Source organism: Quadrisphaera granulorum, from assembly GCF_003149145.1.
In the GTDB taxonomy this organism is placed as follows: domain Bacteria; phylum Actinomycetota; class Actinomycetes; order Actinomycetales; family Quadrisphaeraceae; genus Quadrisphaera; species Quadrisphaera granulorum.
In genome coordinates, this window is record NZ_QGDQ01000030.1 from 35,746 (window position 1) to 55,020 (window position 19,275).

Below are 19,275 nucleotides of genomic sequence, written 5' to 3' on the forward strand. Positions count from 1 at the left end.
AGTGCCAGCCGTTCAAGACCGGACGAGCTGGCGCAGTGCCGTTCGCCGTCCCGTGCTGGTCGGGGCGTTCTCCGTCACCGGGGTCATCGCGTACGGGCTCACCCTCGTCAACCACACGACCGGCAACGGGCTCGGTCTCACCACCGCGTGGCTGCTCTTCTTCAGCACCCTGTGGGTGGTGCAGGTCGCGCACCTGCTGCTCATCAAGACCGTCACCGACACGGTCGCGCGCGTTCACCTGCTCATCGCGGTGATCACGCTCACCGCCGACGGACTCACCCAGCCCCACGGCTTCTACCCCTGGATGATCGTGGCGGTCCTGGACGCCGTCGCTGCACTCGCTGCTCTCTGTCTGAGGTTCCGCGGGACGATGGCGGTGTGGGCCGCCACGGCTCTCGGCATCGGCCTGGTGGTGGGAAGCACCCAGGACGACCTGCTGCAGCGGTGGACCGCGATCCTCACCGTCAACGCGGCGACGTTCGTCCCCGCGCTCATCGCGCTGGCGCTGGTCCACCGCCTCGAAGCGGCCATGGTGAAGGACCGCCGCGCCGCCGTGACGGACCCGCTGACGCAGCTCACCAACCGTGCGGGTCTGCGCGCCCACGCGCACGGCCTCGTGGTGGACGCTGTCGACCGTGGCGAGCTGGTCGCTGTCACGCTGCTCGACATCGACCACTTCAAGCAGGTCAACGATGTGCACGGCCACGCAGCCGGCGACGCGGTGCTCGTCGAGGTCGCTCGGACGCTGCGCTCGGTGGTGCGAGACCGCGACATCGTGGTGCGCAGCGGCGGCGAGGAGCTGCTCGTGGTCGGCACGGTCCCCGGGTTCGACGATGCCGCGTCACGGGCCGAGCGGATCCGTCTCGCGGTGCAAGCTCTCGCCGTCGACGGCCTGCCCCGGGTCACGGTGAGCATCGGCACGGCCGTGAGCAGCGACGCCGCGGCGCGAGACGCGGCCGAGACCGCCGAGGCCGCTCTGCGACTGGTGGAGCTGCTCACGAGCAGCGCCGACGCCGCCATGTACGAGGCGAAACGGACAGGACGCAACAGGGTCTGCCACGCCGCCACGATCAGCCAGCGGCCTCCGAAGAGCTGAGCGATCAGTCGACGGTGAGGGTCCCCTCGCGGATCCCTGCCATGACGGCGCCGTGCCGGGTGCTGACCTCGTACTTGGCGAGGATGTTCGACACGTGGTTCTTCACCGTGTTCTCGCTGATGAACAGCGTCGCGGCGATCTCCGCGTTGGTCTTCTGCTGCGCCAGGAAGTGGAGCACTTCCCGCTCGCGGGGGGAGATCCTCGCCTTCGGCACGGTGACGACCGGCGCCGGTGGTTCGACCACCTCGGCGAGACGGGAGAAGAACATCTCCATCGACTCCGAGCCGTCGCCCCGCGACAGGCGGGACGCGAGCATCCGCCGAACGCGCAGGTAGAGGTCGAGGAGCTCGAACTCAGAGAGGGCGTCCAGATCGTCGTGGGCCCTGAGGTCAACGACGTTGACCGCGGTCACTCGCCACCCGCAGTGTTCGCTTCGTGACGCATCCGTACATTCTGTGGTCGGGCGCAGGCGATTGTCACGTCCGAGGGGCATCCCCTCCGGCATCCCCGGACGCCATCCCCCCTCAGCGACGGCACCGACGGCTTGGCACAGGGCTACAGCGGAGTCCTCAGGCCCAGCTGCTCCAGCCGGGCTCGCTGCGCGCGGGTGCGGTCACGTTCCACCGCGAGTTCGCGCTGGGCGATGACCCGCTCGGTGACGTCCGTCTGCACGCCGATGTAGTGGACCAGCGCGCCGTCGTCGTCGTGAACCGGGCTCAAGTGCACCTCGTTCCACCACGGCGTCCGATCCGGGCCGCGGTGGTTGAGGACGACGCCGGTCCACTCCCGGCCGGCGCTGACGGCGGTGCGGATCGCGTCGATGACGGCGGGGTCGGTGTCAGATCCCTGCAGGAAGCGGCAGTTGCGCCCCAGCACCTGCCCGGCGGTGAACCCGGCGAGCCGCTCGAAGGCGGGGTTGACGTACACCAGCGGCTGATCGGGACGGCGGACGTCGGCTACGCAGACCCCGCTCGTCGAGGCGTCGAGCGCCCGCCGCAGCAGCGCCTCGGTGGCAGCTCCCGGCTCGAGCGAGGGCACGGGCGGGAGGGCCGGCAGCGAAGGCTCCCCGAGCAGCGAAGGCAGGCACTCGGCCACGTCGGCCCCGGTCGGGGCCGGTACCGCCGCCAGCACGCTCCCCGCTGAGGGGGCGAGGGTCCCGGGGGTCCCGGGGGTTCCGGGGGTTCCGGGGGCGGCGGGTTCAGCGGCGACGACGCGCGCCAGCAGCGCTCGCCCCGCTGCCGCGACCGTCGACCGCTCGTAGGTGAGCACGTACTCGAAGCGCCGCTCGGCGTCGGGTCCGTCGTCACCGAGGTCACGGGCCAGCAGCGCCGCGCTGAAGTGCGGGGCGAGCACGACGACGTCCCACTCCGAGCGCACCGGGTCACCGGCCGCGAGCGCGGCACCGCGGACCCCGGGGAGCGGCTCGGCGGGCATGTCCTCGGCGAGCGCGCACACGAAGGCGATGCGCTCGGCGAGGTCGCGGTAGCGGCTGGCGGTTGCCGGGGTGAAGTAGCGAGCCAGCTGGAAGGTCGAGGCGAGGACGCACGCGCTGCCCTGGCGCAGCGCCTCACGTTCGAGCTGTTTGGTGAGCTCGATCAGCAGCGCTTTGGGCGCATGACGCAGCACGGCGCCGGGCGGCAGCAGGGAGAACGGGCTGGCCTGGCTGTCCACAACAGATGACGACGACGCCTGCGCGGCCCGTCGGGGCGGCAGCGGCAGAGCCGCCGTGCGCGCACTCATGTCGATCACCGGCCGCGGTCTGCCGAACAGCCACCCCTGCCCGAGCACCGCTCCGAGCGAGCGGGCCAGGCGCAGGTGCTCGTCGTCCTCGATGCCCTCGGCCAGCACCAGCGCGCCGCTGGACTCCGCGTAGGCGTTGACGGCGTTCATCACCTGGGCGACGTCGGGGCCGGGGCCGTCCTGCACCAGGCGCAGGTCGAGCTTGATGACATCGGGTCGCAGCAGCGGCATGAACGCCAGGGAGAGCTCGTCGGCGCCGACGTCGTCGAGAGCGACCGCCCACCCGGCGTCGCGGATCCTGTCAACGGTGCGCAGGAGCTCGGCGGGGCGGTGCGCCAGGGCCCGCTCGGTGAACTCGACCACCACACGTAGCTGCCCCGGGGCGTTGGCGGCGATCTCCAGCAGCACGTCGAGGGGTGCGCTGTCGAGCACCTCCGGCTCGACGTTGACGAACAGCCCCACGGGGTCGCGCAGCTTTTGCGCCGACGCCCCCCAGAAGGCGGCGGCGCGGCAGGCGGCGTCGAGCTCCGCGAGCAGGCCGTGGCGGCGGGCGGTGCTGAACAGGGCGTCGGGAAGGTGCAGGGGCGAGTCGGCAGGTCCGCGGACCAGCGCCTCGTGGGCGACGACGTCGCCGGTGGCGAGGTCGACGATGGGCTGGAACCAGCTCACGAGCCGCTGCTCGCCCAGGAGGCGGCGCAGCTCGGCCTCGTGCCGGAGGCTCATGTCGGCGGTGGCGATGGTGACTCCAACCCTCGCGCTGACCACCCGTGCGCTCGAGTGGCGGTGCTGCTCCGACGGCTTCGACGGTCAGCGCGGTGCCCTTGACGGCTGCCCAGCATCGCAGCAGAGCTCTCGCCCGATCGGCCCCCCACCTTCGGGATCATCAGCGACACGCTCAGAGGTCCACCACCTCGAACTCGAGCAGCGTCGACCCGGTGGCCACGGGCTTGCGCGCGGCAGGGCCGCCGTCGCCATCGCTGTGAGCTACCCGGGCGCTGGCGTCGCGCCACGCCTCGAACGCCTCACGGCTGGCCCACTGCGTCACCACGAAGTACCGGCTCTCCCCCGCCACCGGCCGCAGCAGCTGGAAGCCCTCGACCCCCTCCGCGCCGTCGACGGCGTGCTTGGGCGCCGCGAACCGGCGCTCGATCTCCGGCCCCCCGTCTTCGGGGACGTCGAGGGCGTTGATGACGACGACGGACACGGGCGGACCTCCTGAGTTCGAGCGCACCCCACCCACGCAGTTCGCCCAGCGGCACGCGGTGATCATCCTGCCCCATGGTGTGGCATGGCGATGCCCGCCCGGCGACAAGCCCTACGGTCAGCGGGTGGCTCGGGATCGCGACGCTGCCGGCTGGGCCGACGACGTCCTCGACCTCAGCGATGACGACGACGGCGACGCCAGCGGCGACGAGCGCCCGTCTCCGCATCCGAGTTCCCGGCGCGCCGGGCGCCCCCGCTGGCTCCGCTCCCGCTGGATGCTGCCGGTTCTCGTGACGGCGCTCGCGCTGCTCGTCGTCGTCTCGGTGGGTCGGCAGTTCCGGATCTCCGCCGCCGCCGACCTCGCCAGCTCGCAGCAGCTCAGCGCGCTGCAGGTGGGCGGCGCGAGCGTGATGTCTCCGTTCACCGGTGAACCCACGACCTTCGACGCGCAGGGCAAGCTGCTCGTCCAGCTGCAGGTGCAGGTCCTCAACAGTGGAAAGCAGCCGGTGCGACTCACCGTGCGCGGCACCTCGGAGCCGCTGTTGAGCCTGCTCGGCCCGGCGACCTCAACCCCGGTCATCCCGGGAGGCACCAACACGCTCGTGCTGCGGGGCGCCGTCGACTGTACGAAGGCGCCCGCACCGCAGTGGTCGGGCTCCAGCACGGAGCCTCCCGAGATAGCGGAGCCGCTGAGCCTGGACATCGATGTCGCGCTGCCGAAGGACCTGTCGAGCACGGCATCTCGCGGTGATGACGGTCCTGTGGTCCGGCATCGCTACCTCGCCTCTGACGGGAGCGCGGGGTGGGCAGACCTGCGCCAGCAGTTCGCGTACGCCTGCGATCCGATGGCCTCGGGGGCGCTGTCGGTGACCGCGAGCGCCCGCGACGACGGGACGATGGCGCTGTCCGCCCGGAACGAGACTGACACCGCGATGACCCTGAGCGTGCAGTCCACGCCGTGGTTGCGGCTCTCCAGCGACGTGCAGCTGCCCGCTCAGGTGCTTCCGCAGCAGGACCTGACGACGGTGCTGCGCCTCAATCCCGACTGCCGCCGAGCGCTCCCGCCGTCGCAGGGCGGCCTGGAGCTGCAGGTGGACGTCGTCACCTCGTGGGACGAGGGCAAGAGCCAGTCCACCCAGTCCCCGGGAGGCTCCTCGACGGCGGCGTGGGCTGCGCGCCAGGTGGCGCTCGCGTGCCGGTAGAGATGACCCTGTGGACGTCAGCGACCTGCAGCGGATGCTGCGCGACTTCTCCGCCGAGCGCGAGTGGCAGCGGTTCAACACCCCGCGCAACCTGGCGCTGGCGATGGTCGGTGAGGTCGGGGAAGTGGCGGAGCTGCTCCAGTGGCTCACTGACGCCGAGGCCGCGGCCATCGCCACCGACCCGGACCGCGAGCAGTTGCGGCAGCGGGCCGGTGAGGAGATCTCCGACGTGCTGGCCTACCTGCTGCTGCTCGCCGATTCCCTTGGCGTGGACGTCGAGCGGGCCTTCACCGCGAAGCTGGCCGCCAACGCCGTGAAGTACCCGGTGCACCTGGCCCGCGGCACGTCAGCGACTTACACGGACCTGTCCGACAAGACTGGACTCCCCCGGGACGAGGGAGCGGCTACTCCTTGACGAGGTCGAGCGCGACGCCCCCGGACAGGAACGGCACGCCCTCCAGGCGCCGTTCAAGACGCTCCGCCCACGGCGGCACCTGCTGCACGGTGCTGGGGTAGAGGTACAGCCGGTCCTTGCCGACGAGGCGCCAGCCAGCCGAGCGCGCCCGCCGCAGGAAGTCACCGGCGTTGAACGTGCGCTCGCCATCGGTGACGGTGTGCCACAGGAACACGTACGGGTGGAGCCGGTTCGGCTCCATCGCGCGCCACCGCGCGCCGGGGGCCGCCACGCGGGACGCCTCGGCGAGCACGGCGTCGAGATCTTCCACGTGGTGGAGCGCGTCGACGCTGATGATGAGGTCCACCGAGGAGTCGGCCACCCCGTCGGGCAGCGCCTCACCGGTGCCGATCTCGAAGGCGACGTTGCCGAGCCCCAGGTCGCGCGAGCGACCGTTGGCGAAGTCGACGTAGTTGGGCAGCGGCTCCACCCCGGTGAAGTGCCGGTCGCGGTGGGTGGACGCCAGACGACGCAGCAGGGTGCCGGTCCCCGACCCGATCTCCAGGACGCGACCAGGCACATCGCGCAGCACGCCCTCGAAGTACTCGACCCGGCGCCGCGTCATGTGCCCGGCGGCACGCAAGGACTCGTAGGCCTCGGGCTGCTCGTCGTACCCGGCGTTGTAGCGCCGCTGGTCGTCCGAGTGGGCGGCCGGACGGTCGCTGGAGGCCATCCCAGCAGCCTACGACTCGCTCACTGCGCCACGCCCGGGGGTTCCTGCGAGGCGGACGCACCCGTGACGTCGTCCTCGGGGGTCTCCCACAGTTCCACCCGCAGCCAGTTGTGGTCGGTGCTGGAGACCAGGCGCCGGTCGCGCATGACGGCGCGGGCGTTGCCGGTGGTGCGGCCCAGGTCGCCGGTGGCAGTGGCCACGGAGCCCACCAGCCAGACGCGTCGGTGCGGCGCGAGTTCCGCGATCTTGTCGACCACGCGGTAGACCTCCAGCCCCCCGAGGGTGTCGCTGTCCTCCGGGGAGGCCACAAGCAGCGCGTCGGTGAGGCGGTCGCTGCCCGCCAGCCCCGGCGGGTAGTACGCCTCGACCATGGGCCTGACGACGTTGCCCACGTACACCACGGCGTCTCCCGGCTGCGCCTGCGCGGCGATCTGCTGGGCGGCGCCGGCCGGGTCGTCGAAGCCGGCGCGGGCCTGCCGGAAGCCGACGCCCGCCGGCACCAGACTGACCAGGAGGACGACGACGGCGGTCACCGCGGCCCAGCCCGCCCAGCGCTCCCCCCGTGCGGACCGGCTCGCGAGGCGGCGGGCGGCGGCGGGCAGCGCGGTGAGGGCGACGGCGGCGAGAACGGCGATCGCGGGCAGCGCGGCACTGGCGTACCGCTGGTTGAAGTACCCACCCATGAGCCCGAGCGTGGTGATGGCCAGCACGGGCATCGGCGCCCACAGCACGAGCACGAGCGCGTGGGGCTCGCGCCCGGAGTCCCGCGTGGGACCCCGCCGCAGCAGCACCACAGCTCCGACGACGGCGAGCGCGAGGACCGCCCACCCCAGCCAGGGCACGTCAGCGACGAGGCGCCAGAAGGTGAAGTACTCCGGCAGCGTGGCCGGTGCCGGAGGGCGCTCGGCGGCCTGCATCGACCCCGCGACCACGAGGCCCGCGCCCACCAGGCCCGCGGGCAGCGCGGCCAGGACGAGCGCCCAGCGGCGGGCGCGGCCGGGGCGCAGCCACACGGCGAAGAACACCGCACCGACCGAGGGCAGCGTCACGAGCGGGTGCAAGAGCACGGCCAGCAGCGCCGTCGTCGCCGCCACCGGCCAGATCCACGCGCGCGGTCGCTCGGTGGACCGCAGCAGGAGCAGCACGGTGACGACGACGGCGGTCAGCGCCATCGGGTACGGGCGAGCTTCCTGCCCGTGCAGGTACACGGCCGGCGCCAGCGCCGCGACCGTGCCGGCCACGAGGCCGCCCCATGGCCCGGCGAAGCGCCGGCCCAGCACCGCCACCAGGGCCACGAGGACGACGGTGGCGACGGCGCCCGGCAACCGGATCCACCACGAGGCCTCGCTCACCGCGATCCACGGCTGCATGATCAGGTAGTAGCCGACGAGCCCGGCGTCGCGCTCGGAGAGCAGTCCCATCATGTCGCCGACGCTGCGGCCGGCGGTGCTCAGCGTGTAGACCTCGTCGCGCCAGAAGGGCTTCGCGTCGTAGCGGTAGGCGGTGAGTGCCGCGGCCAGCAGAGCGGGGACCAGGACGGACAACCGCCCGGAGCTGATGCGCCAGCGGGAGCGCCGGGCGGCGACCCCCGACAGCGGCGAGTCATGGAGGAGCGCGGTCACACGGACGATCGTCGCAGCCGATGCTGGGAGGGTGCCCGGTGAGCTTGAGCAGCTCGCTCATGCTCGTGAGGGTCGGCTGCTGAGTCGGCTGCTGAGTCGCCTGGTGAGTTGCCTGCTGGGGAGAACGCTGACGGTGAGAGCGACGCGCCGGGACACAGTTCACGCGAATGAAACCCGCGTGACCCTTGAGCGCCGCTAGGTTCGGCGCATCTTCACCGAGATCGATCCCTTCGTCGGGACCGCTGCGACCCGGTTGCCGGCGCCACGCGGTCTAGCTGCTGCGTGGTGGTGGCCCAAGCCGCAGGTCGGCAACACCCACCCCGGAGCTACCAGCCCGCTGGGCATGGTGAGCGCCTGCGCCTACTCGGGGGCCTACCCCACCGGGTACGGCCAGTACGACAAGAGCCTCGAGGGCATGCCCAGCGAGGTCTTCGACACGCTGCAGGCCTCGGGCTTCACGCACTTCCAGCAGTCCGGCACCGGTGCCATCCGCAAGTACTACAACTACTTGCGCGTCACGCCGATGGTGCAGCCCCTCGACGACCTCGGGCAGTCGTGGGAGCTCACCGACGAGGTGGCCGAGGCGGGCTACTACGCCGCCACCCTCGACTCCGGCATCCGTTGCGAGCTGACCGTCGGCCCCAAGACGGCCGTGCACCGCTACACCTTCCCCGAGCACCGCAGCGCCCGCGTCGTCGTCGACGCGTCCTGCGGTGGGCTGGCCATCGAGCACGGCCGCACCGTGCCGCTGCGCGCCCAGGTCGAGAACCTCGGCCAGGGCCGCGCGCAGGGCACCATCGTCGTCGAGGGTGTGCCGCTGTCGTTCGCCCTCGAGGTCGACACCGACGTGCCCGGCCCGTCGGGTCCGGCGCGGCACACGGCGCCGTGGCGGCCGATGCTCTGGCACGACAGGCGCCTCATCGAGGGCGGCACCCGGCTCGACTTCGACAGGATCCGCCAGACCACGCTGCGGCCCTTCGGGCTGCTCTTCATGGGGCCGGCCCGCGCGGGCCAGACCGTGGAGGTGCGGATCGGGTTCTCGCTGCGCGGGGTGGAGCAGGCGCGGGCCAACCTCACCGCCGAGCACGCTTCGAAGCTGCCCTCCGCTCCCTGCGAGCCCGTCTTCGACGCCGTCCGCGAGCGCACCCGAGCCCGTTGGACCGACCACGTGGGCCGGGTGGCGGTGGAGGGCGGCACGCCCGCGCGCCGCACCGTCATGGCCACGGCGACGTACCACTCGCTCATCAAGCCGTGCATCGCCGACGACGAGAGCCCGTTCTGGCCCTCGGACGGCCCGTTCGCGTTCGACATCTCGACGATGTGGGACATCTACAAGACGCAGATCCCGCTGCTCGCCGCGATCACCCCGAACCGCGCGGCCGACCTGCTGGAGTCGCTCATCAGGGTCAGCGAGGAGGAAGGCAACTTCCCGATCGGCTACCGGATGTCGCGCGGGGCCGACAGGTTCTTCCGGCAGGCGAGCGCGCTCGCGCACACCGCCCTGGCCGACGCGCACGCCGTGGACCTGGCCCCGATCGACTGGTCGTGGGCGCTGGTGCACATGGACGACGACCTGCGCCGCGGCTACGGCGAGATGTTCATCGACAACGGCGTGGTGCACCCGATCTCGCACACGCTCGACCTGGCCTTCGCCCATTACTGCACGGCGCAGGTGGCGCGTGCCGTCGGTGACCGCCGCCTCGCCGATGACCTCGCGGAGCGGTCGCTGCGCTGGATCAACGCCTTCGACACGACCACCGGGCTGCTGCGCGACTCGGAGTACTACGAGGGCGGCAAGTGGAACTACTCGTTCCGGCTCCTGCACGACATGGCCGGCCGGGTCCAGCTCGCGGGCGGTGCCGAGGCGTTCACGCGGATGCTCGACGCCTTCTTCGGCTTCGGGGCCCCTCCCGTGCGGCAGCCCGGGCTGCGGCCCAACGCCGCGGAGATGGCCGCCGGCTACGCCCTCAACAGGTTCGAGGGCCTCAACAACGAGCCCGACATGGAAGCCCCCTGGGCCTACCACTGGGCGGGCCGCCCCGACCGCACCGCGCAGGTGGTGCACGCGGCGCTCACCCACCAGTTCGGCACCGGCCGTGGCGGTCTGCCCGGCAACGACGACTCCGGCGGCCTGTCCTCCTGGTACGTCTGGGCCTCCCTCGGCCTGTTCCCGGTGGCAGGGCTCAACCTGTTCCTCCTGTCGGCGCCGGCGTTCGAGCGGACCGTGCTCGCCGTCCCCGGCGGTGAGTTCGTCGTCGAAGCTGTCGGGCACCGGGAGCAGCCCATCAGCTCCGACGACTCCTTCGAGGCAGCATCCGCGGCGGGTGCCGTCAAGCCGCAGCACGTGCTCTCCGCGACGCTGGACGGCGAGCCGCTGGCCGGTCCGCACCTCACGATGGAACGGGTCCACCGCGGGGGTCGCCTGGTGCTCCACCTCGGCGACGAACCGCAGGGCTTCGGGCGCACGGTGCGCCCACCCTCGCCGGCAGCGCGCTGACGCGCCGCCCGTACACCGTTTCCCGCCCGCACTTCTTCCCGTCCGCACTTCCCCAGACCACCCAGCTCCGACCTAGCTCCGACTGAGTTCCACCCCAGCGCCACTGTCCACCCACACACACCCGCCCCAGCACCCGAGGAGGACCTCATGACCGGCATGAGCAAGCCCGACCGCCGTCTCGTCATCCTGGTCCGCGCGGACCCGGTCATCTGTGGCCACTCCGGCGAGGCGCGCAACCTCGCCGAGGCAGCACTGCTGCGCGGCTTCGACGACGTGCGGATCCTCACCTGGCCGCTGGAGGCGCTGCAGGCGGCGGGTCTGCCGCTCAAGCCCCTCGACGCGCTGCTGCCCTACTCACCGGGCATCACGGTCGAGCGCCCCGCTCCCGTCGGTGACAACCGCGTGCCGGACGGCCGCTACATCGCCGGTCTCACCGGACGCCTCGTAGAGCTGCTCGCCGAGGGCGTGCCGACCGTCGTCCTGTCGATGTACCTCACGCCGCACACCGACGTCGTCGTCCAGGCCGTCGCGGGAGCACGGGTGGCGGGCTTCGCCCTCGACGCCCGCACGCTGGCCAAGGCGGTCGGCTCCGACATCACCAACGTGGTCTCCAACGCCCTGCGGACCGGCGCCTGGGGTGCCGCGGCGATGGTGCTGTCCACCTACCTCCAGAACGACGACCTCCTCGCGGTGTCGGAGTTCACCAAGGAAGAGGTCGTGCGCTGGGCGGAGCAGGTCGACGCGCTCGCCGGCACCCGCTTCGCCGAGGAGCTCACCGCCCGGGTGCGGATCAGCTACCCGCCGATCGACACCTCCGCCTTCCTCGACCTCGATCCTGCCGCTGTCGACGCCGCGCTGGCCGCACGCGGCCTCGAGCGCGACGGTTACGTGCTGTTCCTGTCGCGCATCACCCGCGCCAAGGGCGTCGACGACCTCATCAACGCCTACCGCGCCTCGCGCACGTCGGCCACGAAAAAGCTCGTCATCGCCGGGGCCGGCAACGCCGTCGAGGCGGTGCGGGCGCAGATCGCCGAGGTCCCCGGCGACGACGAGCGGATCCTCCTGCTCACCGACGTCTCCGACGCCGAGAAGCCGCTGCTCATGCGCGGGTGCGCGGCGTACGCGCTGCCCACCAAGCCGGTCCCCGAGTTCGTGGAGACGTTCGGCATCGCGCTGACGGAGAAGATGCTCGCCGGCGGCGGCCCCGTCATCACCACGCTCGTGGGCGGCACCGGCGAAGCCGTCGGTGACACGGCGCTCATCATCGAAGCGGGCGACGTCGCGGGCCTCGCTCGGATGATCGACAGGGCCGTGCTCGACATGGGTGAGATCGAGCGCCTCGAGCTGGAGCAGCGCGCCCGCGAGCACGCGCTCCGCTTCGACAAGCTGCGCGTCTTCGACGAGATGCTGCCGCCCACCGAGACCGTGGTGGAGGAGCAGCATCGGGTGGTGGACACCCCCCGGGAGGGCGCTCCCCTCTGACCACTCCCCCTTCCCGCAGCCGAGCGCCTCGTTGCGGTTCCGACCCCCGTCCGAACCGCAGCGAGGCGCTCGGCTGCGGTGTGGGTGGGGGGAGGAGGTCAGAGGCGGCCGGCGGTCATGTCGAACAGGCGGGACAGCACGCGGTCTCCGTCGGCGCGCAGGCCATTGTGGAGCAGCTCGTCGGTGATCCACGTCCGGGCGCCCAGCAGGGCTGCCGTGGCGCGGGAGTGCTCGGCGAGCACGTACGGGTCGTCGAGGTAGATCGCGGCGGCCACCGGCACCGCGTCCGCGCCCCGGGCGACACCGTCGAGCACCGACGGGTCGTACAGCCTCGGCCAGGGCCGGTCCGCCAACAGGCGAGCCGCCTCAGCCACGGGAGCGAGCGCGCCGACGCCACCGCGCTCAGGGTCGAGCAGCCAGCCACCGACGTGCTCCCCGGACAGGAGCGCCGGGTCGCCGCCTGCTGCTGGGTCGCCGAAGTCGTCAGGGCGGGTGCGCTCGGCCGCCCACGCCGTGGTGAAGCCGTCGGCGTAGCAGGCCTCGTGCACCAGCAGGTAGAGCGGGTTGCGTGCCAACCCAAGCGGATCGGCGATGTCGGCGCGGAACGCCGGGGAGTCGACGGGTCGCTCGAGCAGGGCGTGCAGCGCGTCGGCGCCGTCGCTCATGCCCAGGCCGTGGCCGGCGGCCCGGAGGGTGCGGGACGTGACGCGGTCGCCCGTCGTCGTCCTGATCTCCCTCTCGGCGAGCTCGGCGTGCAGCGAACGCAGCCGCTCGAGGTCGTGGGGGTAGCGCTCGTGGTAGCGCGCGGAGAGCACGCGCATCTGCGCCCACGTGGCGGCGTAGACGTCGTCGGGGCTCATCCCGATCGGTGCGAGGCCTCCGGTGACGTGAACGGAGGTCAACGACGACGGCGCCAGCGAGAGGTACGTGAGCGAGCAGAAGCCACCGAAGCTCTGCCCGAGCAGGCTCCACCGCTCGATGCCGAGCGCCTCGCGCAGGAGCTCGGCGTCCCTGACGATGCTGTCCGCACGGAAGTGCGCCAGGTAGTCGGCCTGCTGGGACGGCGTCATGCCGGGCAGGTCACCAACCGGGGTGGAGCGGCCCGTGCCGCGCTGATCGAGCAGCACGAGGCGGAAGTCGCGCAACGCCCGCGCCATCCACCCGCTGGTGAGCGGAGCACCGAACGGGCGGGTCGCCTCCTGGCCGGGGCCGCCCTGGAGGAAGAGCAGCGCCGGCTTGTCGCGACCGTCGTCCACCGCCGAGACCTCGCGGGCGAAGACGACGAGGGACGCAGCTGTGGTGTCGGCTGTGGTGTTGGTGGCTGTGGTGTGGTCGAGCGGGACGTCGAGCTCGTGCTCGAGCACCCGTAGGCCCGGCAGGTGCAGCTCGACGGTGCGCAGGTCCGGTGCAGCCATCCACCCACCCTGCCGCATGGGGTGCGGTGTCAGCCCGCGGCGCTGCGCACCGCTCCGGAGACCTCGCAGCTGGCAATCTCGCCGCCACCCTCGACGTAGCCGATCGCGTCACCCGGCGCGCTGGCGCCGGGTGCCACGCCGTCGATGCTCGCCACGAGGTCGCCGACTTTCTGCCCGTCCGCGTCCAGGGCGGTGAGGGTGATGAAGTACGACGCCGGGTCGTCGCCGCTGTTGGTGACGCTCACCGCGCCCGTCGCCAGGCCCCCGATGCTCGTCGAGCAGCTCTCCACGGTGACGTCGGCGCTGGCGTCTTCTCCGCCGAGTGCGCCCCCGAGGTCGGTCGGCAGACCACTGGGCAGCTCGCTCGGGAGGCCGCTCGGCAGCCCTGTGGGGAACTCGCTCGGGATGGCAGAGGACAGGCTCGTTACCGTCTCCACGGACCTCTGGACGAAGACGACCGCCGCGATGATCGCCAGCACCCACATCACCGTCCCGACGGCGCCGACGACGACGCCGGCGATCGCCATGCCCCGCCCGGCCTTGCGCCCGCCGCGGGTGTCGCCGATGCCGAAGGCCGAGACGATCATCCCGATCGGGCTGACCAGGAACGCCAGGACGAGCCCGATGACGGCGGTGACGGAGGTCGGCCGCTGCGGAGAGCCTTGCTGGTACGGCTGGGGATAGCCCTGCTGGTACGGCTGCTGGTACGGCTGCTCCTGGCCGCCGGCGTAGGGGGCCTGCTGCCGCGGCGCGTACTCCTCGTACCCGGGCGGCGGGACGTACGCGGGCGGCTGCTCGGGCTGCCCCTGTTGGTGGGGCTGCTGGGGCTGCTGCTCGGGGTAGCGGGACGTCGGGTCCGACACGATGGCCTCCGGGCGGGGGGAAGACACCGACGGTACCGGCGGTGCCTCCGAGGCCGACAGGGCTGTCAGCACCGGCCGCCGTGGAGGTCCGGAGCACCGCAGCACTCCAGCACCGGATCGCTGACGTCGTGACCGGGTGACGGCACTCAGGCGGCCCCGGCGCCGTGCCGATGTTCGGGACGTGAGCCTTCCCCGCGTCGTGGCGCGGCTGTCGCGGTGGATCGAGTGGCGGGCCGCCGTGCTGGCCGTCCTCCTGCTCATCGATGCCGCGGCGATGTTCAGCGCGAGCTCGCTGCCCCCGGAGGCTTCGGCCGCTCACGCCGCGCACCGGGGCGAGCTGCTGGTCGTGTCGGCTGCGTGGGCGCTGATGGCCGCCGTCGTCGCCATCCGTCGACAGCTGCGCCAGTGGGAGGCGACGACGGTTCTCGTGCTCGCGGCCGGCCTCATCGCCGGGTACGGGACGTTGGTGCCCGACGTGCAGTGGAAGTGGCAGTGCATCGCCACGCTCCCGCTGGTCGCGGCGCTCGGGCGGATGCACCACCGGGGCTGGTGGCTCGTCGCCATCGTCGTCGTCTCCGAGGCCATGGCAGCGGTGCTCCTCCTGCAGCTGGACCTGCCGGGCGCGTACTTCGCCTACAGCGTGTCGGTGGTCGCGATCATCGTGGCCGCGCCGGCGGTGGTGGTGGCTGCCGTGGCCGCCGCCCTCGACCGCGCTCGCGCCGAAGCGGAACGCACCGCCTGCACCGATGCCCTCACGGGCATGCTCAACCGCCGGGGCCTCACCGACCACGTCCCGCGTCTGCTCCACGCTGCGGTGGAGTACGAGCGGGACGTCGCCGTCCTGCTGCTCGACCTCGACCACTTCAAGCGCGTCAACGACACCTGGGGCCACACCTCCGGTGACCGACTGCTGCAGGCCGTCGGTAGTGCGGTGCGGGCGGAACTGCGCCGGGACGACCTCCTCGCGCGGTGGGGCGGCGAGGAGCTGCTGGTGATCACGCTGGTTCCCGACACCGAGCACCTGGCGTCCCTGGCGGAGAGGATCCGCGGCAGCGTCGGGAACCTCGTCGTGGCGGGGCTGCCACCGGTCACCGTCAGCATCGGGACGGCATCGCTGGAGCACTCCGCGGTGGCAGGTGCGATCACCCGCACCCGCGAGGGCGACAGCGCCGGGGTCGCGACGGCGGTTGATCTCGCGGCCAGTCTCGTGGACCGGGCCGACGAGGCGCTCTACGCCGCGAAGGCCGCGGGCCGTGACAGGGTCCACCACTTCGTGCCGAGCTCAGCGGCCACGCTGCCGACACCACGCAGTCACCGGGAACACGTTCCGCGCTGACCGTGCAGGGTGCGAGAGTGGGTCTGTGACGTCGCTCGGTTCTGAGGCTCTGCCCGCGCGGTTGTTCAAGGCGATCCCGATGCTCCGCGAGGCCCTGCTGGCCGCCGCGGAGGAGGGACGGGTCGTTCCACCCTCGGAAGCGTCCGAGGCCACCGACGGCGCGGTCACGTCTCGCGGCATCGGCAAGGCGCTCGAGGTCATCTCCGCTGACTGCGCCCGCCGCGGCGAGCCCGACCTCTCCGCACTCGTGGTGCGCGAGGCGTCCCTCGTCGACGGCACCGACACCGGCGGCGGTGCCCGGCGCCGGGTGTGGATGCACTTTGGTGGGCAGGGCGCTGTCGACTCCGGCGCGCAGGACGAGCGCGACGTCGTCGACCGTCTGACCCGTCACGCCGGCGCCTCCCGGCCGGCGAGCAGCACGCCTCGTGTGGCGAAGGAGCCGACGGACCCCGCAGATTCCTCGGACCCCGCCGAGCCGAAGGCGCCGAGCGCCGCCGCTGCTCCCCGGGTGCGCGCCTCCCGGGCAGCGGCGGCGAAGAAGCCCGCCCCCGTGCCCGCACCGCCGCCGAGCATCTGCCCGGACTGCTTCACCGTGAGGTCCGCCAGCGGCATCTGCATGTGCTGAGCTGGCCTGATGTCCACGCCCGTCGTCAGCTCGGACCCCGCTGGACGAGCCGTCAGGCTCACCTGGGGCGCTGGCGACGGCGCTGACCGCCGCGTGCACTGGCCCGACCCGCGCCTGAGCGGCAGGTCGCTGTGCGACCGGCGCCTGTCGACGTTCGAGCACGAGGACGCCACTCCCGAGCGGTGGGAGCGGTGGTGCCGCAAGAACGGCTGCCGCCAGCAGTTCGAGCTGTGGCTCTCTCAGCACGCGCCGTCGCTCGCGCAGGAATACCGAGCCCGTGGGGACGACGACGACGGCGGGCTCACGCTCGGCTTCTGACGCTCAGCGTCTCGCACTCACCGATGAGTTCCAGCCGCGGCGGCGGTCACCCCGGCATCACCTGACGAACCGATGGACGGAGCACCAGCATGGGAACGATCAAGGTTCACGAGTTCATGACGATCGACGGCGTGGTCGACGCGCCCTCGTGGACGATGGCGTACCCGTGGACGGCGCCGATGATGGCGGCGATCGGCGGTATCACCGGCGGATGCTCCGACATCCTGCTCGGGCGGAACACCTACGAGATGTTCGCGCCGGCATGGTCGACCCGCACTGCCGAGGACGACCCGGGCGCCCCGTTCTTCAACGACTCCCCCAAGCACGTCGTCACCTCGCGGCCCGACGGCCTCGACTGGGGGCCCTCGAGCGCCGTCGAGTACTCGGCGAGCGCGATCCAGCAGCTCAAAGACGACGCCACCGGTGACATCTACGTCAGCGGCAGCGTGCAGCTGGTGCGGGCGCTGCTCGCCGACAAACTGGTCGACGAGCTGCATCTCATCACCTACCCGCTGGCACTCGGCGAGGGGCTGCGCCTGTTCGCCGACGGGTCGCGGGTGGAGCTGTCGCTGCTGAGCACCACGCCGTTCGAGAACGGTGTGGTCCAGCTCGTCTACGGCCCCGCTTGAGCTTCTGAGCCATATCTCCCGGGCGTTTGGATCACGCTCCGTGAGTCTCCGATCACGCTTCTGAGCTGCTGAAACGACTCCGACCGGACTGTCAGTGGTGGCCTCTACGTTGGGGACATGAGTTCGAGCGGGGCTCCGGAGTGGGCCGTCGGTGATCCCGACGAGTACCCCGCTGCGCCCGCTTTCGGGCTGGAGGGGGATCAGGATGACGACGGCGAGGGCCTAGTCCGATTCAGCATCCCCTGGTGGACGAAGGCTCTGTCCGCAGACCCATTGACCGGGTCGATCGCCGAGCGGCGGCGCCTCCGCGGCTGCGTGGCCGCTGCAGTGGAGCAGTCGCCGGGGTCGGCGCAGATGGCAGCGTTGGAGACGCTGCTGACCGTCGTCAACGCCAACGAGTCCTCTGCATCAGCAGACCCCGAGGCCGACCCCGCTGGGTTGGGCCTGTCGAGTCGGGAGTGGACCGAGGTCACCGCCGCCAGCGACCGGTGCGCGTCCTACCTGTACGCGTTGCAGCTGAACTTCATCGCCGGCCTGGACACTGCGAAGCTGGCCGAGCAGTCCTCGCGGGCGACGTGGAAGGACTCCCGCCGCCCCGCCTCCGATGAACTCGCCCCGGTGCTGCGGATCTCCGGACGTTCAGCGACGGCCTTGGTCGGGCAGGCACGGCAGCTGTACGAGCTTCCCGCCGCTGAGGAAGCCCTGATCTGCGGGCTGATGACCCCGGCGCAGTGGCGGGAACTGGTCACGGTGTGCCGGCGCCTACCCGAAGGCGTCGAGGGTGAGCGGGCACGCCGGGTCGTGGAGGCCACGGCGGTGGCGGCTGCGGCGACGCTGAGCCGGGCTCGGCTGGCAGCAACGTTGGAGGAAGCGGCGTTGGCTGCTGATCCGGGGTATGCGGCGCGGGCGATGGCCGCGGGCATCAATGACCGTGACGTGGTGCTGCGTGCGTCTCCGCTGCCGGGGTGCGCCCGGATCGTGGCGGACATGGAGTTGGGGGACGCGACGCGGGTGTGGCAGGTGATCAACCAGATCGCGGCCAACGCGTTGGCGGGTGACACCGAGAACCCCGACGCCGGCGACGGTGATGCTGGTGAGGACGAGCCGGAGACCCGCACCAAGGGTCAGCTGCGCGCGGACGCGCTGGCGAGTTTGGTGCTGGGCGACATCGAAGCGACCCCGGTGACGATCGCGCAGGCCCTGGGCGACCCCGTCCCCGGCGAGGCCGGCGTGCCCACCGAGCCGGCTGCTGACCGCTCTTCCGCGCCCGGGGAGGACCTGTTCGCCGACGGCGGTCACGCTGACGACCTCGCTGAGGACACCGACGACGGCACCGACAACGACGACGAGGAAGACGCTGAGCCCGACTCAGCCAGGGGTCCTGCGTCGGGGACCGTGGTGGACAACCGCGCCCCGGTGCGCACTCCCACCCCTGAGCAGCGGGCTCGCCTGTCGGAGATCCACATCGTGGTCCTGGCTGATGACCTCCTCGATGATGACCTTGAGGACCCCGAGGACGACCCCGAGGATCCCAAGAGCCCGGAGGACCTCGACACTGACGACCCGGACGACTGGCCCGAGGGCCCAGACGGCGGCCCAGGTGACGGCCCGGACTGGGGACCGACTTTCGGGCCGGGCGACGGGCGAGATGACTGGTCCGAGGACGACCAGGGACTCGAAGCAGGCGGCTGCAGCGACGAACCCGAGCCTTGGCTGGACGATGATCTCGACGACGAGCCGGACGACGATCTTGGGGGCGTCAGCGGCGGCTGTAAGCGCAGCGGACGACCCGACGACGGTGACGCCGTACCGGAACCCAAACCTGACCGAGATCATCACGATCACCGCGATCACCGCGATCACCGCAGCGACCCACCCGAGGAGCCTTCGGGCTCGTCAGCGACCCCGCCACCGGACTCACCGACCCCGCCGACGGCGAGCCCACCGACACCAGGGCGAGAACGGCCCCGCCCCACAACTTCATACCCCATCCCCGACCAGCCGGCCCAGTCCCCGGCTCACCGCAGCGACCCCACCCCGCCGCGCCCCAATGCCACCGGGACACCTCCACCTGCCCCGAACCGGCCCAGCTTCACCGGCAGCACCTCGAACAACGCCAA

16 protein-coding genes and 1 pseudogene are annotated in these 19,275 nt (G+C 72.0%); 10 read left to right on the plus strand and 7 right to left on the minus strand.

The window, feature by feature from the left end; translation table 11 throughout:
* Nucleotide 1 precedes the first annotated feature (1 nt).
* Nucleotides 2-1,096, plus strand: coding sequence for a GGDEF domain-containing protein (locus BXY45_RS18705; protein ID WP_146211277.1), 1,095 nt, complete (start codon nucleotides 2-4; stop codon nucleotides 1,094-1,096).
* 4 nt (nucleotides 1,097-1,100) lie between these two features.
* On the opposite strand, the gene BXY45_RS24620 is transcribed toward BXY45_RS18705, so the two are convergent.
* From BXY45_RS24620 to BXY45_RS18720, 3 genes are all read right to left on the minus strand, one after another.
* The gene (locus BXY45_RS24620; protein WP_281270626.1) at nucleotides 1,101-1,508 is read right to left on the minus strand and encodes a helix-turn-helix domain-containing protein; all 408 of its coding nucleotides are present in this window, start codon (nucleotides 1,506-1,508) and stop codon (nucleotides 1,101-1,103) included.
* 143 nt (nucleotides 1,509-1,651) lie between these two features.
* The gene (locus BXY45_RS18715) at nucleotides 1,652-3,559 is read right to left on the minus strand and encodes an EAL domain-containing protein (protein ID WP_109776068.1); all 1,908 of its coding nucleotides are present in this window, start codon (nucleotides 3,557-3,559) and stop codon (nucleotides 1,652-1,654) included.
* 172 nt (nucleotides 3,560-3,731) lie between these two features.
* Nucleotides 3,732-4,040, minus strand: coding sequence for an antibiotic biosynthesis monooxygenase family protein (locus BXY45_RS18720; RefSeq protein ID WP_109776054.1), 309 nt, complete (start codon nucleotides 4,038-4,040; stop codon nucleotides 3,732-3,734).
* 124 nt (nucleotides 4,041-4,164) lie between these two features.
* On the opposite strand from BXY45_RS18720, the gene BXY45_RS18725 reads away from it, so the two are divergent.
* Nucleotides 4,165-5,241: a hypothetical protein gene (locus BXY45_RS18725; RefSeq protein WP_109776055.1), complete on the plus strand. Its 1,077-nt coding sequence runs from the start codon at nucleotides 4,165-4,167 to the stop codon at nucleotides 5,239-5,241.
* A gap of 10 nt (nucleotides 5,242-5,251) precedes the next feature.
* The gene (locus BXY45_RS18730; protein WP_109776056.1) at nucleotides 5,252-5,656 is read left to right on the plus strand and encodes a nucleotide pyrophosphohydrolase; all 405 of its coding nucleotides are present in this window, start codon (nucleotides 5,252-5,254) and stop codon (nucleotides 5,654-5,656) included.
* Here the strand turns inward: BXY45_RS18730 and BXY45_RS18735 are convergent.
* Nucleotides 5,646-6,368 (minus strand): class I SAM-dependent methyltransferase, encoded by a 723-nt coding sequence (locus tag BXY45_RS18735; RefSeq protein WP_109776057.1) that lies wholly within the window; start codon nucleotides 6,366-6,368, stop codon nucleotides 5,646-5,648. The genes BXY45_RS18730 and BXY45_RS18735 overlap by 11 nt on opposite strands.
* Nucleotides 6,369-6,388: 20 nt before the next feature.
* Nucleotides 6,389-7,990 (minus strand): glycosyltransferase family 39 protein, encoded by a 1,602-nt coding sequence (locus tag BXY45_RS18740; protein WP_109776058.1) that lies wholly within the window; start codon nucleotides 7,988-7,990, stop codon nucleotides 6,389-6,391.
* 208 nt (nucleotides 7,991-8,198) lie between these two features.
* On the opposite strand from BXY45_RS18740, the gene BXY45_RS18745 reads away from it, so the two are divergent.
* Both BXY45_RS18745 and BXY45_RS18750 read left to right on the plus strand, forming a co-directional pair.
* Nucleotides 8,199-10,487, plus strand: a complete 2,289-nt coding sequence (locus tag BXY45_RS18745) for a glycoside hydrolase domain-containing protein (protein WP_170131612.1) — start codon at nucleotides 8,199-8,201, stop codon at nucleotides 10,485-10,487.
* A gap of 147 nt (nucleotides 10,488-10,634) precedes the next feature.
* The gene (locus BXY45_RS18750) at nucleotides 10,635-11,969 is read left to right on the plus strand and encodes a glycosyltransferase (RefSeq protein ID WP_211319740.1); all 1,335 of its coding nucleotides are present in this window, start codon (nucleotides 10,635-10,637) and stop codon (nucleotides 11,967-11,969) included.
* Between the two features lie 98 nt (nucleotides 11,970-12,067).
* On the opposite strand, the gene BXY45_RS18755 is transcribed toward BXY45_RS18750, so the two are convergent.
* Nucleotides 12,068-13,384, minus strand: coding sequence for an alpha/beta fold hydrolase (locus BXY45_RS18755; protein WP_109776060.1), 1,317 nt, complete (start codon nucleotides 13,382-13,384; stop codon nucleotides 12,068-12,070).
* Between the two features lie 29 nt (nucleotides 13,385-13,413).
* Nucleotides 13,414-14,247 (minus strand): FxLYD domain-containing protein, encoded by an 834-nt coding sequence (locus BXY45_RS18760; RefSeq protein ID WP_146211278.1) that lies wholly within the window; start codon nucleotides 14,245-14,247, stop codon nucleotides 13,414-13,416.
* 181 nt (nucleotides 14,248-14,428) lie between these two features.
* Here BXY45_RS18760 and BXY45_RS18765 point away from each other — a divergent pair, with 181 nt between their 5' ends.
* The 5 genes and pseudogenes from BXY45_RS18765 to BXY45_RS18785 all read left to right on the plus strand — a co-directional run.
* Nucleotides 14,429-15,583 (plus strand): GGDEF domain-containing protein, encoded by a 1,155-nt coding sequence (locus BXY45_RS18765; protein WP_109776062.1) that lies wholly within the window; start codon nucleotides 14,429-14,431, stop codon nucleotides 15,581-15,583.
* Between the two features lie 25 nt (nucleotides 15,584-15,608).
* Nucleotides 15,609-16,208: a hypothetical protein gene (locus tag BXY45_RS18770; RefSeq protein WP_109776063.1), complete on the plus strand. Its 600-nt coding sequence runs from the start codon at nucleotides 15,609-15,611 to the stop codon at nucleotides 16,206-16,208.
* Between the two features lie 9 nt (nucleotides 16,209-16,217).
* A complete protein-coding gene (locus tag BXY45_RS18775; protein WP_109776064.1) occupies nucleotides 16,218-16,526 on the plus strand; it encodes a hypothetical protein in 309 nt (102 codons plus the stop codon).
* An 89-nt stretch (nucleotides 16,527-16,615) separates the two neighbouring features.
* Nucleotides 16,616-17,155: a dihydrofolate reductase family protein gene (locus tag BXY45_RS18780; RefSeq protein ID WP_109776065.1), complete on the plus strand. Its 540-nt coding sequence runs from the start codon at nucleotides 16,616-16,618 to the stop codon at nucleotides 17,153-17,155.
* A gap of 117 nt (nucleotides 17,156-17,272) precedes the next feature.
* Nucleotides 17,273-19,275: pseudogene (locus BXY45_RS18785) on the plus strand (hypothetical protein); the annotation flags it as partial.

What these genes read in the sequence shown, in the direction of transcription:
- BXY45_RS18715 (WP_109776068.1), bottom strand. Translation starts at nt 3,559, where the DNA reads ATGAGCCTCCGGCACGAGGCCGAGCTGCGCCGCCTCCTGGGCGAGCAG.
- BXY45_RS18735 (WP_109776057.1), bottom strand. Translation starts at nt 6,368, where the DNA reads ATGGCCTCCAGCGACCGTCCGGCCGCCCACTCGGACGACCAGCGGCGC.
- BXY45_RS18750 (WP_211319740.1), top strand. Translation starts at nt 10,635, where the DNA reads ATGACCGGCATGAGCAAGCCCGACCGCCGTCTCGTCATCCTGGTCCGC.
- BXY45_RS18755 (WP_109776060.1), bottom strand. Translation starts at nt 13,384, where the DNA reads ATGGCTGCACCGGACCTGCGCACCGTCGAGCTGCACCTGCCGGGCCTA.
- BXY45_RS18775 (WP_109776064.1), top strand. Translation starts at nt 16,218, where the DNA reads ATGTCCACGCCCGTCGTCAGCTCGGACCCCGCTGGACGAGCCGTCAGG.
- BXY45_RS18780 (WP_109776065.1), top strand. Translation starts at nt 16,616, where the DNA reads ATGGGAACGATCAAGGTTCACGAGTTCATGACGATCGACGGCGTGGTC.